The organism is Hahella sp. HN01, from assembly GCF_018986435.1.
GTDB lineage: Bacteria > Pseudomonadota > Gammaproteobacteria > Pseudomonadales > Oleiphilaceae > Hahella.
The window spans coordinates 24,926-40,599 of record NZ_JAHMIN010000025.1; the positions used below are offsets into that span (position 1 = coordinate 24,926).

Annotated in this window: 2 protein-coding genes; both read left to right on the plus strand. The window is 64.0% G+C overall.

The genetic code is table 11. The features are described from left to right. Window positions 1–13 precede the first annotated feature (13 nt). The gene (locus KP814_RS21635; protein ID WP_216738723.1) at window positions 14–10,924 is read left to right on the plus strand and encodes a non-ribosomal peptide synthetase/type I polyketide synthase; all 10,911 of its coding nucleotides are present in this window, start codon (window positions 14–16) and stop codon (window positions 10,922–10,924) included. Further along, window positions 10,911–15,653 (plus strand): type I polyketide synthase, encoded by a 4,743-nt coding sequence (locus tag KP814_RS21640; protein WP_216738724.1) that lies wholly within the window; start codon window positions 10,911–10,913, stop codon window positions 15,651–15,653. Before KP814_RS21635 ends, KP814_RS21640 begins: the two co-directional genes overlap by 14 nt. The last annotated feature ends 21 nt before the right edge of the window (window positions 15,654–15,674 follow it).

Consider the following 15,674-nt stretch of genomic DNA (forward strand, 5'->3'; position numbering starts at 1 on the left):
ACGACATCGAATCATGGTTACAGATACTACTCGCCGCGTTACAGACGCCGCTCGCCGTCCGTTTTACGCCGACATCAGTCGCGCGTTGCAGTCTCATGCGATCACTCAGGGAGACGCCGACGCTTTCGTCTTCCTGACCGAAGATCGCGACGCCCGTTTCCCGCTCACCTATGCCGAACTGGACCGGCAGGCCCGACGCGTGGCCGCCTTGTTGCGACGTCACGCCCAGCCCGGAGAGCGGGCCCTGCTGCTGTTTCATCCCGGACTGGAATTTCTGGCCGCCTTCTTCGGCTGCCTGTACGCAGGCGTCACCGCAATCCCCATGCATCCGCCGAAAAAGAACCGCAGCGCAGAGCGTCTCGACAGCATTCTCGACGACGCCGACGCCCGCGTCATCCTCGCCAATGACTCCGTCGCAGCCGCCATCGCGGATGCGGACGCCGGCGACAAACGTTTACGGGAAGCGGTCTGGCTCACAGTGGACGCAAGTCTGTTAAACCCGACGGATGCCTCGACAGACAACGGCGCCGACGATAGAGAGAGTAACAGCGAACACAACAAAAAGAGCAACAGAGAAAACAATAGTGAGAATAGCGAACCCGCATCGCTGCACGCGGACGATCTCGCTTTTCTGCAATACACCTCCGGCTCCACCTCCGCCCCCAAAGGCGTCATGGTGAGCCATCGCAACCTGATTCTGAATCTCGACGAACTGCATCGCTGCTACGACCATGGCGCCGACTCCATTGTGGTGAGCTGGCTGCCGCACTTCCATGATCTGGGGCTGATCTACGCCATTCTGACGCCCTTGTACGCAGGCTCGATCTGCTACCTGATGGCGCCGGCGACCTTCATCCGCAACCCGGTGCGCTGGCTGCAGGCGATCTCCGACTTCCGCGCCACACACAGCGCCGCGCCCAATTTTGCGTACCAGCTCTGTATCGATAAAATCAGCGCCGAGCAAAAACAGGATCTGGACTTATCCTGCTGGCAAGCCGCCTGCAACGCGGCGGAACCGGTGCGCTATGAAACCCTGCGGGATTTCGCCGCCGCCTTCAGCGATTGCGGCTTCGACTATCAGGCCCTCTCACCCAGCTACGGTCTGGCGGAAGCCACCGTCAAAGTTTCCATCACTCCCATATCCGAGCCGCCCACAGTGCTGCATGTGGAGCGGGAGGCGCTGTCCCAGGGCGAAGTGAAAATCGTCGCCGCCGGCGCGCCGGGCTCCACGCCCCTGGTCGGGTCCGGGCGGGTGGACATGGACACCAAGAGCCTGATTGTGGATGCGGCGACACGGACGCCCTGTCTGCCGGACAGAATCGGCGAAATCTGGGTGCGCGGCCCTTCCATCGCCAGCGGTTACTGGGCGCGGCCGGAAGCCACCTCAGACATCTTCGACGCGCATCTCGCCGACCCGCAGGGCAGATATGCCGGCCCCTACATGCGCACAGGCGACCTGGGATTCATTCATGGCGCGCAGTTATTCATCACCGGCCGCCGTAAGGATCTGCTGATCATCGACGGCGTCAACTACTATCCGCAGGACATCGAAAAGACCGTTTTCGCCAGTCATCCTGACCTGACCGCCGACAATGGCGCCGCCTTCTCCGTGGATATCGACGGCGAGGAGCGTCTGGTGATCGTGCAGGAAGTGAAACGCACCGCCGTACGTCAGCTGGACGGCGACGCCGTGGCGCGCGCCATTCGTCAGGCGGTGTTTCAAGAGCACGAGCTGCCGGTGCACGCCATCGCCCTGCTGAAGCCGTTGCAGGCTTACAAAACCACCAGCGGTAAAATCCAGCGACAGGCCAATCGCAAAGCCTGGCTGGACGGTTCGCTACAGCCGATCTATCAATGGCGCGCCGGCGCCCAGAATGATACAGCGACGCAGGCTGCGACACTGGCTCAAACACAGGCCGCCACTGAAGCCGCAACGCCCGTCATCGCGACGGAAAGCCCTAACGCCAAAGACATTGCCGACTGGTTAACCCAACGATTGGCGGCGATCACCGCCCTGCCCGCCGCCGACATCGACCCTAACGCGGATTTCGCCAGCTTCGGACTCGCTTCCCGCCACGTGGTCGCACTGAGCGGCGAGCTGGAGCGCTATGCAGGCGTCGCCACGCCGCCCACCCTGTTTTATCAGCATCCCAATATCGCGCGACTGGCGGCATTTATCGCCGCGTTGGCCAGCGGGGCTTCAGGCGTCAAAGACAACGGCGGCGCGACCAGAGTGAAGCGCAAAAATGCGCGCCTGGTGGATGTGGAAGCCACGCCATTTGAAAGCAACGACCCCATCGCCATTGTCGGCATGGGTTGCCGTTTCCCCGGCGCGGACAGTCCGCAGGCGTTGTGGCGCTTGTTGAACGAGGGCGTGGACGCGATTCGCGAGACGCCGCCGGAGCGCTGGAGCAGCGACGCCTATTATCATCAGGAAGCCGGCGTCGACGGGCGCATGAACACCCGCTGGGGCGGTTTTCTGGATGACATTGACCAGTTCGACCCGCAATTCTTCGGCATCGCGCCCCGGGAAGCGGAAACCATGGACCCTCAGCAACGCCTGCTGCTGGAAGTCTGTTGGGAGGCGCTGGAAGACGCAGGCATTGCGGTCAGCGCTTTGGCCGGGAGCGACGCCAGTGTATTTATGGGCGTCTGCAATACCGAGTTTCAACGCATCAGCTACGCAGACCGCAACGCCATTCGCATGCACACCGGCACCGGCGCCGCCGCCAGCGTGGCGTCTGGGCGCATATCTTATTTGTGGGACTTACGCGGTCCCGCCATGACCATCGACACCGCCTGCTCCTCCTCCCTGGTGGCGGTTCATCAGGCCTGTGAATCCCTGCGCCGCAACGAATCCAGCCTGGCGCTGGCGGGGGGCGTCAACCTGATCCTGCTGCCCGGAGGCACTATTTCCCTGTCCCAGGGACGCATGATGTCGCCGACCGGCCGTTGCAAGACTTTCGACGCCGAGGCGGACGGTTACGTGCGCGGCGAAGGCTGCGGAGTTGTGATTCTGAAGCGTCTGGCGGACGCGCGCCGGGACGGCGATGAAATCTACGCGTTGATCCGCGGCTCCAGCGTGAATCAGGACGGCCATAGCAACGGCCTCACCGCGCCCAATGGACAGGCGCAGCAGGACGTGATCCGTTCCGCGCTGTTCAAGGCGGAAGTGCAGCCCTGTCGCATCCGCTATGTGGAAGCCCACGGCACCGGCACGGCGTTGGGCGACCCCATCGAGGTGAACAGTCTGCGGGACGTGCTGGAAGAGAATCGCGACGGGAACCACCCATGCAGCATCGGCTCCATCAAAACCAATATTGGCCATCTGGAGGCGGCGGCGGGGGTGGCCGGGCTGATCAAAACCGCTCTCGCCCTCAAACACCGGGTGATTCCCGGCAGCCTGCATCTGCGTCAACGCAATCCTCTGATTGATATCGACGAGCGCCTGTTTCGCTTACCCCAGCGCAGCGAGCCCTGGGACGGAGAATTGCTGGCGGGGGTCAGCTCTTTCGGTTTCAGCGGCTCCAACGCCCACGTCGTGCTGCAAGGCATCGTGGAAGCGCCAGCCGAATCCGCTTCCGACGCCGTGGCTGCAGCCACCGTGCCGCAAGGGGATGACGCGCCTTATCGCCTGTTGACGCTATCCGCCGCCGACGCCCAGGCGCTACAGGCGCTGGCGCGCCGTCACGGCGAACATCTGACGACCTTGCACGACAACGCCCAACTGGCTAACGGAGCAGGCTGGGCGGACTATTGCCATACGCTGAACAACGCCCGGGAGGCCTTGCCTTATCGTCTGGCTCTCAGCGCACAGAGCGCGCAGGACGCCGCCGGGACGCTCAAGACGTTTCAAGGACAGGAAGCGCCGAATCTGAGTCTCGGCGTGGCCCGACACGCTCCGGTGATTGTGTTCCTGTTCTCCGGTCAGGGCGCCCAGTATCCCGGCATGATGCGGCGTCTGTATGAGACCGAGCCGGTGGTGCGGGAAACCCTGGACCGTTGCGAAGCGGTGGCCGCGCCGTTGCTGGGGCAATCGCTGTTGACGCTGATGTTCAATGCCGACCCGGACTCCGGCATCCACCAGACCCGTTTCACCCAGCCCGCGTTATTCGCCTGCGAAGCGGCGCTGGCGCGGCTATGGATGTCCTGGGGCGTGCAGCCGCAATTGGCGTTGGGGCACAGCGTAGGCGAATACGCCGCCGCCCACGCCGCCGGTCTGTTCGGCCTGGAACAGGGTATGAAGCTGGTGTTGCGGCGCGGCGAGCTGATGCAGTCCCTCCCCGCCGGAGAAATGCTGGCGGTGTTCGCGCCTCGGGACAAAGTCGAAGCGCTGCTGCAGGATTCCGGCGTCGCCCTGGCCATAGCGGCGGACAATGGACCCGACCTGACCGTGATCAGCGGTCGCGGCGAAGCCATGGCGCAGATACGCCCTCTGTTGTCCCAACAGGACATTCGCTTCCAGTCCGTGCAGGTTTCCCACGCCTTTCATTCGCCGATGATGGCTCCCATTCTGCCGGATCTGCGCAAGGTGACAGAATCGACGCCGCTGGGACATCTGCAATTTCCCCTGCTGTCCAACGTCACTGGCGACTTCATCGAAGCGGAAGATTTCGAACACGATTACTGGTTGCGGCACACCATGAATCCGGTGGAGTTCCGCAAGAGTATGCTCACCGCTGCGGATCGCCATGTGGATCTGTTTCTGGAAATCGGCCCCGGCGCCAGTCTGTGCGGCATGGGCAAACGCTGCCTGCCGGACAGCAAAGCCGCCTGGGTGCACAGCATTCGCTATGGCGAAGACGAGCAGGCGTCGGTGCTCAATGCACTGGGCCGCGTGTATTGCCATGGCGGCGCGCCGGACTGGCGCACGCTGCCGGGACGCCGCCGTCTGCGGGACGCCGCGCTGCCCAGCTATCCCTTCCAGCGCCATCGTTACTGGCCGCAGAACTATCAGGAATCTCACGCCAGCTCTGACCGGGTCGCCGATGGCCATCCGCTATTAGGTCGCGCCACCTCGCTGGCGGAGCCAACGGGCGACCTGTACGACCAGCATCTCGACGCCAGCGCGCATGCTTTTCTGGCGGGACACAAAGTCAGCGGCGCCGTCGTATTCCCCGGCGCGGCTTACATCGACATGGCCCTGTCCGCCGCAGGACGACACTGGCCGGAGGCCGGCGCACTCTGCCGCAACATGCAATTCCACGCGCCGCTGGTCGTCGACGATCTGGACCACTGGCGGCTGCAGACTCAGTTTATTCAAACAGGCGCGGACGCCGCGCAGATCAGAATATTCGCTCGTCGCGATGGGCGTGAACAGAACGAAGCGCCCTGGCGACTCCACGCCAGTTGCGAAGTCAGTCGTCAGGACATTGCCAAGCATCAGGAACCACTGCGCCAGCTCCCTACTGAAGCCGCGCTTGCCCAATATGAAAGCAGCCTGTCCGGGGAGCAGTTCTACGCGCAATGGCGCCAACGGGGCAATGACTGGTCCGGCCAGTTTCAGGGCATTCAACGCATCTGGGCATCGCAACAGGAAGCCTGGGCGCTGATTCAGGCGCCTGAAGAGACCGCCGCACAGCTCGACGCCTACCGCACGCATCCCGCCGTACTGGACGCCTGCGCACAAACCCTGGCGGCGCTGGGAGGCGACGAGCAAGGCGCATTTGTCGGACATTCCGTACAAAATCTGCGATTTTTACGCAATTTCAGCAAATATAGCTATTGGGTGCGCGCCCGCCTGACGCCGCAAAATACGTCGTCCGAGCATCTGCTGAGCGGGTCGTTGGCCATTTTCGACAATCACGGCGACCTGCTGGCGGAAGTGGAAGGCTTACGCTTCAGCTTCCTCGACGCCGCCACAAGACACAGCCCCGAGGCCGACCAAGGGTTCTCCTTCAAGCTGACCTGGGAACGGACAGAGATCGCCGCGACGCCGGAGAAAGTTCTCACGGAGGATCGCCAAACAGATTTTGACGCCGACGCGGTTTTCGCCAACAAGTCATCTCACTTGGCGCTGCGTCGCTACGGCTCCGTCCTGCTCTGCATCGCGCCGGAGATTCCTGAAGACGCCGCCGAACCAGACGAATTGCTGGACAACCTGGTGGAACAGCTTGAGGCCATTCTTGAAGCCCTGGCCGCCGCAGAGGAAGACGACGAGGACGCGCCCCGGCTTTGGCTGCTGACCCGTCGCGCCTACGCGGTGACGGAGACGGACGCCGCGGTCTGTCCCTACGCCGCGGCGCTGTGGGGCTTTGGGCGCGCACTGGCGGTGGAGAAGGCCAATCATTGGGGCGGCATGGTGGACCTGGATACAGAAACGTCCGCTAAAGACCAGCGCCTGTTGCTGGAGACCATACTGGATCAGGACAGCGGCGCAGACGCTCAGTTCGCGATTCGCCACCGCGCCATCTATCGCGCAACATTGGGTCGCACCGATCTCACCGCCGGCCAAAGTCGGACTTTTTCTCTGCGCGCCGACGCCAGTTATCTCATCACCGGCGGCCTGGGAGACTTGGGTCTGTGCTGGGCGCGCTGGCTGGCTGAGCACGGGGCGCGACGGCTGGTGCTGATGGGACGTAACGGTCTGCCGCCACGCTGCGACTGGACGCAATTGTCGCCGGACTCTCGCGACGGACGACGCGTCGCCGAGCTTCGGGAGATCGAAACTCTGGGGGCGCAAGTCAGCATCGCCGCCATAGATATCAGCGACAGCGCAACCTGCTCCTCCTGGCTGCATCAATATCAGCAACAGCAACCCGCCATTCGCGGCGTGTTACACGCCGCCGGCGTCGCCCACGCCATGGCTGTCGAGACGCTGGATCGGGAGGCGCTGCGCGGGGAAATCGCCGCCAAGATCTGCGGCGGCGAAACGCTACGCCGCTGCTTCCCAGTCGGCTCTCTGGATTTTCTGCTGCTGTTCTCCTCCACCTCCGCTGCGTTGCCCTCTCCCCGTCTGGCGGCCTACGCCGCCGCCAACGCCTGGCTGGATGGACTCGCCGCGCAACGGCGCGCGCAGGGAGAGCTGGCGCTGTCCGTGCAATGGGGCGCATTCCGTGAAATCGGCTTGATGGCGCGAGCGCAAAGAGACAACAACACCGCTAGTGTGGGTCTGACGCCAGACGTCTGCGTGGCGCTGACGCCTGCGCTGCTGGCGGCGAACCAGGCCGTCATCGGCGTCACGCCAGAAGATTCCAATTTAGCGGCTTACGCCGACGCCAGCCTGTACTTACAAGGGCTCAAGCCCGTAAAGGTTGACGCGCCCGCCAGTAACACAGCAGAGGAAAACCCAGCGTCCCTGGACTGGCTCGACCAGCCCCAGGAACAGCGCCAGACGGCGCTGCTGCGCTGGTTGACCGAGCAGGCTGCCGCCGTGTTGCGACTAAACCCGGACAACCTCGACCCTGCCGCGCCTTTAACGCAATACGGGCTGGATTCGCTGATGGCGGTGGAGTTGCGCAATCGCATCGAGAAAAATCTGAGCGCCAACGTCAGCATCGTCGACATCCTGAAAAGTAATGGCTTGACCGAACTCACGCAGAGCGTCGCTGACAGGCTTACTGAGCGTGACGCGGACAAAGGCGCCGCCACTGCCCCGGAAACCCTGCCCGCGCCCCTGGATTGCGGCGCGCCCTGGGAGCTGTCCTACAACCAGCAGGCGCAATGGTTCCTGCATCAACTGGACCCGACCAGCCCGGCCTATCATGTCTCCTTCGCCGCCCGCCTGCGCGCCGGTTTTGCGGGAGAGCAGGATCACGCCTTCCTGCAGGCCGCGCTGAATCAGATCGCCCGCCGCCATCCGGCGCTGCGCACGGCGATTCAGGTGGACAGCAAACCGCGCCAGCAGGCTCGGGACGATATCGCGATCCCCTTACAGGTGGTGAACGCCCATGACCTTGACGCTTCCACGTTGTATCAGGAAGTGCGGCGCGCTTATCAAACGCCGTTCGAATTGTCCCGCGCCCCCCTACTGCGCGCCTGGGCGTTCGTCACCGCTCAGGACAGCGTGCTGCTGCTGACCGCCCATCACGCGGTCTGCGACGGCTGGTCGCTGTGGGTGATTCTGGATGAGCTCAAAGCGCTGTACGAGGCGCGCCGCGCTGGCGTCGCTCCGGAACAGGCCGCGTTGCCGACGTTGACGCACTCCCAGGTGGATTTCGTGCGCTGGCAAAACGCCATGCTGGACACGGAACGCGGCGAGCAGCTCTGGCATTACTGGCGCGACGCTCTGGCGGACGCCGACTTCGAACTGAATCTGCCGGCTGACCTTCCCCGCCAGGGAGCGGCGCAAAAAGCGGTGGGCGAATCCATCCACTTTCAGCTCGCCCCGCAACTGGACACAGCGCTGCGCACCCTGGCGAAACAACGGGGAGCCACGCTGTTCAGCCTGATGCTGGCGGCGTACCAGTTGCTGCTGCACCGCCTGTGCGGACAGCAACGCGTTATCGTGGCCACGCCGGTGCACGGACGCAGCCGTCCTGAATTTCAGCCGCTGGTGGGAGACTTTGTGAATCTCGCGCCGGTAAGCAGCCGCTTCGACCCCAAGCTGTCCCTGGACGACTACCTGCGCAACCAGCAGAACACCTTGCTCGACGCGCTCGCCCACGGCGACTATCCCCTGCCGCTGCTGGTGGAACGGCTGGGCTTGCAGCGTAATGGCATGGGGCAGTCTCTGGTGAAAACCACTTTCATCATGCAGAAGCCGCAAACCGACAACGCCACCCTAGACCTGTTCCTGGCCACCGACGACAACCTGCGGGTGAACTGGGGCGATCTGCAACTGTCGCCCTATCCCATGCCGCAGCAGGAAGGCCAGTTTGAGCTGTCCCTGGAAATCGCCGATAGCGCCAATGGTCTGCAGGGTTTCCTGAAATACGACGCCAATCGCTGGAGCCGCACCGGCGTGGCGCGCTTGCTCCGACGCTATCGCCATATTCTGTCCTCGCTCAGCGCCGCCGGCCAGCTTGCTCAGCCGTTGGCCGACCTGCCCTGGTACGATCAGGATGAGCGCCGTCAGCTGGAGCAAAACGCCTGCGAGGCTGCGCCCACGGAAGCCAGACTCACGGCGCCGGATCTGGTCAGCGGATTTCTCGACATGGCGCAGGCGTATCCCGAACGAATCGCCGTATCCGACGGGACCCGCCAGCTCAGCTACGCCGAACTCAATCAGCGCGCCAATGGCGTCGCCGCCTGCCTGCGTGAACAGGGGACGCCCGCCGGCGCCGCCGTGGGACTTTGCGTGTCCCGCAGCGTGGATCTCATAGTCGGTCTGCTGGGGATTCTGAAAAGCGGCTGCGGTTACCTGCCCCTGGACCCGGCGCACCCGCCCGCCCGTTTGAGCGCGCAACTGGCCGACGCTGGCGTCGCCGCCCTGGTCACCGACCGCGCCATCATGCCGACTTTGGCCGCGCTGGAAGGCCTCGGCGCCGCGCAATGGCTGTGTGTGGAGGACGTCACCGCCACGAGCGAAGAACCCCAGGTCGCTCTTGGGCCGGACAGCCTCGCGTACCTGATTTACACCTCCGGCTCCACCGGCGCGCCAAAAGGAACGCTGGTGGAGCACCATAGCGTCATCAATCTGGTCAACGCCCTGTGGGATCAGGTCTATCATCGTTACGACCAGCCCATCGCCGTCGCCCTGTGCGCCAATACCGTGTTTGACGCTTCAGTGCAGCAGATTTTCGCCGCCCTGCTGCTGGGTCATCGATTGCTGATCGTGGACGCCGACAGCCGTCGCGATCCCGCCCGCCTCGCCGATTTACTGAACGCCGAACAGGTGCGCTGCGCGGACTGCACCCCCAGCCTGCTAGGCATGCTCACCGGCGCGGATCAGGCCAGTCGTCTGACGCTGGACAGCCTGCTGGTGGGCGGCGAAGCCCTGTCGATGGAGCTGGTGCGCGCCTTTTATGAAGCCAACCACCACAGCACACTGATCAATGTGTACGGACCGACGGAATGCTGCGTCGACGTCAGCGCCTGCGCCCTGCAACGCAACACCCTGCCGGAAGCCGCTATCGCGCCGCTGGGTCGTCCTTTGCGCGGCGCCAGTCTGTTTGTGCTTGATCCCTGGGGGCAGCCTTTGCCGACAGGGGCCGTAGGAGAAATCGTGATCTCTGGCGCCGGCGTCAGCCGCGGCTATCTCAAGCGCCCGGAATTGCAGACGGAAAAATTCGTCGCCCTGCCCGAGCTAAACGCCTCCCGCGCCTATCGCACCGGCGACCTGGGCCGCTGGCTCGACGACGGCCAGTTACACTATCTGGGACGGCGGGACGCGCAGGTGAAAATCCGCGGTCACCGGGTGGAGCTGGGCGATATCGAAAGTCAGCTGGCCGCCCATGACGCCATCGCCGAATGCGCCGTCGCCCTGTTCCCGCAACGCCAGCAACTAGCGGCCTATGTGGTGTATCGCCAGGATGCGACCCCGCCGCCCAGCGCTCAGGATCTGCAGACCCATTTACGGGATCGGCTTCCTGAATACATGATCCCCGCCTATATCCTGACGTTGCCGCGTCTGCCCATGAACGCCAGCGGCAAACTGGATCGCCGCGCCCTGCCGGAACCGGAAGGCGTCGCCGCCATGGACGGAGGCGCGCCAGTGTCGGAAGTGGAGCGACGGGTGGCGGATATCTGGCGACACTGCCTCAATCTGTCCCGCGTGGGCCGTGACGACAATTTCTTCGACCTTGGCGGCCACTCCTTGTTGCTGGCCCAGGTCCAGCGTCAATTGAGCGACGCCTTCGGACGTCCGGTGGCGATGGTGGACCTGTTCGCCAATCCCACCGTGGCGGCGACTGCGCGTCTGCTCAGCGCCGAGCCGGAAGAAGACGCTCTGTCCCAGGCGCCTCGTCGCAAAAACAACCGACTGGCGGGCCGTCGCAACGCCAAAGAAGCGCAAAGGAGTCTGCGTTCCAATGAACAGCTTTGAAGACAATCCCGAAGCCGGCGCCGACGGCGCTATCGCCATCGTCGGCATGGCCTGCCGCTTTCCCGGCGCGGACACGCCGGAGGCGTTCTGGCGCAATCTGGTCGCCGGCGTGGAGAACGTCGCCGAACTGGCCGATGCGGAACTGGACGCCGCCGGCGTGCCGAAAAGCGAATACCAGCGCCCGGACTACGTGCGCCGGGTGGCGGCGCTGGGAGACGTGAGCGGATTCGACGCCGCCCTGTTCGACATGAACCCCAGAGAGTCGCAATTGCTCGATCCGCAGCACCGGTTACTGCTGGAATGCGCCTGGGAAGCCCTGGAGCGCGCCTGCTGCAATCCGGATGAGTTCGCCGGTCCCATCGGGGTATTCGCCGGTTGCGGCATGCCCAACTATTTCTATCGCCATGTGCTGCCGAATACGGACGCCCGCCGAGTGTCGGATCTGTATCAGGCCATGCTGCTCAACGACAAGGATTTCCTCAGCACCCGCATCGCCTATAAATTGGGCCTCACCGGTCCCGCCGTGGGAGTGCAGACCGCCTGCTCCACCTCCCTGATGGCGGTGCATCTGGCCTGCCAGAGTCTGCTGGCGGGGGACTGCGACCTGGCCCTGGCTGGCGGCGCGTCAGTGCAACTGCCGCAACACGGCGGTTTTCGCAGCCAGAGCGGCATGATTCTGTCGCCGCGGGGCCAATGCCGGGCGTTCGACGCTGAAGCGGACGGAACCGCCGTCGGCAGCGGCGCGGGACTGGTGGCGCTGAAACGCCTTGACGACGCCCTGGAAAACGGTGACCGCGTGTTGGCGGTGATTCGCGCCACCGCCGCCAATAACGACGGCCGTCGGAAAGTGGGCTTCACCGCTCCCAGTGTGCAGGGACAGGCGGAAGTCATCCGGGAGGCGCAGCTCACCGCCAATATCGATCCTCGTTCGATCCAGTATGTGGAGGCCCACGGCACCGGCACCCATCTGGGCGACCCCATTGAGATCGAAGCGCTGGCGCGGGCTTTCGACATCGCGCCGGGGAGCGGTCGCCGTTGCGCCATCGGTTCGGTGAAAACCAATATCGGGCATCTGGACGCCGCCGCCGGCGTCGCTGGTCTGATCAAGACCGTGCTGTGCCTGCATTACGAGACCTTGCCTCCCAGCCTGCATTGCCAGCAACCCAATCCCCAGATCGACTGGCTGCGCACGCCCTTCCGGGTCTGCAGCGAAACTGAATCCTGGCCCCGAGGAGACGTGCCGCGACTGGCGGCGGTCAGCGCCTTCGGCATGGGGGGCTCGAACGTGCACGCCATTCTGGAGGAAGCCCCTCTCGCAACCCGCGCCCCTCGCAGCGCGTCACGTCAGCAAGACGAATCGGCGCCCAGTCAGTTACTGTTGCTGTCCGCCGCCGGCGAACAATCGGCGGATCAGGTGGCGGAGCGTCTGGCGCAACATCTGGACGAGCGACCCCAGACTTCGCTCGGCGACCTCGCCTACACCCTGGCGCTGAGCAAGAAAGCCTTGCCCTATCGCGCGACCCTGGCGGCAGCGACGCCCACGGAAGCCATCGCGCAGCTGCGTTTTCCCAACGACCTGAGCTGGCGACGGGTGCAGGACAGTGCGCCGACGGCGGCCTTCATGTTTCCCGGGCAAGGGGCGCAGTATACGGGCATGGGCGCGGAGTTGTACCTGACCGAACCGGTTTATCGCCAGACTGTGGACCAGTGCCTGCAAGCTGCGCCGCCTCTTATTGCGCAAAAGCTGCGGCCGTTGCTGACCCGCCCCCGCAACGCGGACGCGGAACAGGGAGACAAGGACCTGAAACAAACCGCGCTGGCGCAGCCGGCGCTGTTTATCGTCGATTACGCCATGGCCATGCTGTTGCAAAGCTGGGGCCTGACCCCGCAGGCGGTGATCGGACACAGCCTGGGAGAATACGTGGCCGCCTGCGTGGCGGGCGTATTCAGCCCGGAAGACGGCGTGCGTCTGGTGGCGGAAAGAGGCCGCCTGATGCAGAGCATGCCCGCCGGAACCATGATCGCCGTGCGCATTCCCCGCCAGCAGGCGGAAGCCTACGCCGGCGCGGGAGTATCCCTGGCGGTGGCCAACGGCCCGCAAGCCAATGTATTCGCCGGTCCGCCCGGCCCCATGGAGGATTTCGCCGCCGCGCTGGAGGAAGCGCAGATCGGCTATCGCCGTTTGCAGGCCTCTCATGCGTTTCACACGCCCATGATGGAGCCCGTGCTGGACGCCTTCGCCGAGCAGCTCGACGCCATGACGCTGCAGGCGCCGCGGCTGCCGGTTTACTCCAACCTGAGCGGCGCGCGTCTCAGCGCCGAGCAGGCTGTCAGCGCAGACTACTGGCGTCAGCATCTGCGCCACCCGGTGCAGTTCTATCAGGGATTGCAGACCCTGTGCGCGGACACCCATGTGGATACCTTGCTGGAAGTGGGTCCGGGACGCGCCTTGACCGCATTCGCCGGTGCCCTGCCGCAAACCGGGGAGATGTGTCGGGAAGCCATCGCCACTTTCGCCGCCGGTCCCGGCCAGGACTCGCGCAAAAGCGCCCTTGAATGCGTCGGCCGTCTGTGGAGCAAAGGATTCGCCATCAACCGCCCAGCCCTGTTTGCAAACCTGGACGGGCAATTCATCCCCACGCCTACTTATCCTTTTGATCGCCGTCGCTACTGGATTGATCCGCCCAAGCTCACCGGCGACGCCTTCTCCGAGGAACGCCAGGCTCTGGAGGACTGGTTCTACACCCGTTCCTGGAGCCGTTTGAGCGGGACGGCGAATGTCAACGCCAGCGGCGGCAAATGGCTGCTGCTGAGCGACGCTGACGCCACTACTGGCGCATTAATTCAGGGGCTGTCAGATCATCAACCGCACACGCTGGTCACCGTCACGGACACCGCCGTCACCGCCGTCACCGCCGTCACCGCACTGGCGCCCCACGCCGAGCATCCCGGCCAGCGCCAAACCATCGCCCTGCCCGCTGACGCCGCCAAAGATCCCGCCGCGCTGTTCGCCTTGCTGGCGGAGAATGACCTGTTGCCGGACCATGTGCTGTTCGCCCGCAACCTGAGTCCACAGACTTCAATCAGCGAAGAGTATGAGTCCGCGTCTCAAGACCTGTCTCTGCTGAGCGCCTTATTACAGCAATTGGGCGCATTACGAGCCGACGTGCTCGTCGCCGTGGCGACCACCGGAACCCAGTCGGTGCTGGGTTCGGAATCCTTGCGTCCCGCACGGGGCGCGCTGCTGGGGCCGCTGTTGAGCGCAAGGCAGGAGTTTCCCGCGTTGCGCACGCTATTGCTTGATATGGAAGACGCTTCCGCCGTCGCCACCCTGGCGCGACAGGCCCCGGCGTTACTGACTTTGGCCGATCCTGACCAAGAGGCGGACTTTAACGCCGGACCGCCCATCGTCGCCCTGCGCGGACGTCATGCGTGGCGTTGCGAATGGCGACCCTGTCGGGTAGACGGCGAATCAAACGTGGCTGGCTCCACCGCCGAGGAACCCGCCGCCAGCGGCGTTTATCTGATCACTGGCGGCCTTGGCAAAATCGGGTTCGCCCTCGCCACAGGTCTGGCGCAGCGCGGCGCGCGTCATATCAGATTAGTGTCGCGCACGCCTCTGCCGTCACCGAAGCAGTGGCCGCAATATTTGGATGATCCATCAATGCCTGACCGGCAACGCCACGCCATCGCCACCCTGCTGGCCCTGCGCGAAGCGGGCGCTTCGGTGAGCGTCACGGCGGCGGACGTCACCGACGTCAACGCTATGGGCGCGTTGCTGGATGAATTGTGCGACCGCTACGGCGCCATCGACGCGCTTATTCACGCCGCCGCCGACATGTCCCAGGCCCAGGAGCAGCCCATCAACGCCGATCTGGCGCAAACCTGGGAAACCATGATCCAGGCCAAAGTCGAGGGCGTGCGCGCCCTGGCCGGACTGGTCGCGCAACGTCCGGTGCGCCGCGTGGTTTGCATGTCTTCCCTGGCGGCGCTGTTGGGAGGCTATCAAATGGGGGCGTACGCCGCCGCCAATCTGGTCATGGATCTGGAGGTCGCACAGTGCGCCGCTCTCAGTGACGCAAATCAGAGCGCCAAATGGCTGTCGCTTAACTGGGATGCTTGGCGTCCACATAGCGCCAGCGGCCTGGGCATGGGCGCGAACGCAAAAATTGCGCAGGAATTTTTTGACAAATCCGCATTGGCCGCCAATGCTATAGATTCAAAGGAAGGGTTTTTGGCGCTTGAGCATGCATTGCGGCTATCCGACGCTGTGCTGCAGATGGAAGAAGAGCACCAGGTTGCGATATCCACACTATCGCTGAAGTCTCGGTTCTACCGACTTTACCATCCCCGGAGAAAAGCTCCCGGCCATGACGCCGGAGCATGTTCTCGGCCACATTCAGTACCTCCCGGCAGTAGCGGTGACCTTGCGCCCGGCGATCACGCGGAGCTTATGCTGTGCGACATTCTGGGCGAACTTCTGGCTGTACCGATCCTTAACGTAAAGGACAATTTTTTTGACCTCGGCGGCGATTCCCTGATCGCAACGCAAGCGATTTCCCGTATTCGCGAACGTTGCGGCGCGGACCTGTCCCTGGCGGATTTTTTCAAATGTCCGTCGGTGCGGGAGCTGGCCGCGCTGACCCGTGACAAAACGGACGGGAACAGCGCCGAAAGCGGTCAGGCGCCATCTGCGGACGCGCCGACGAGGGTTGAAATAGAACTATAAAGACAACGACAGACAAAGGGA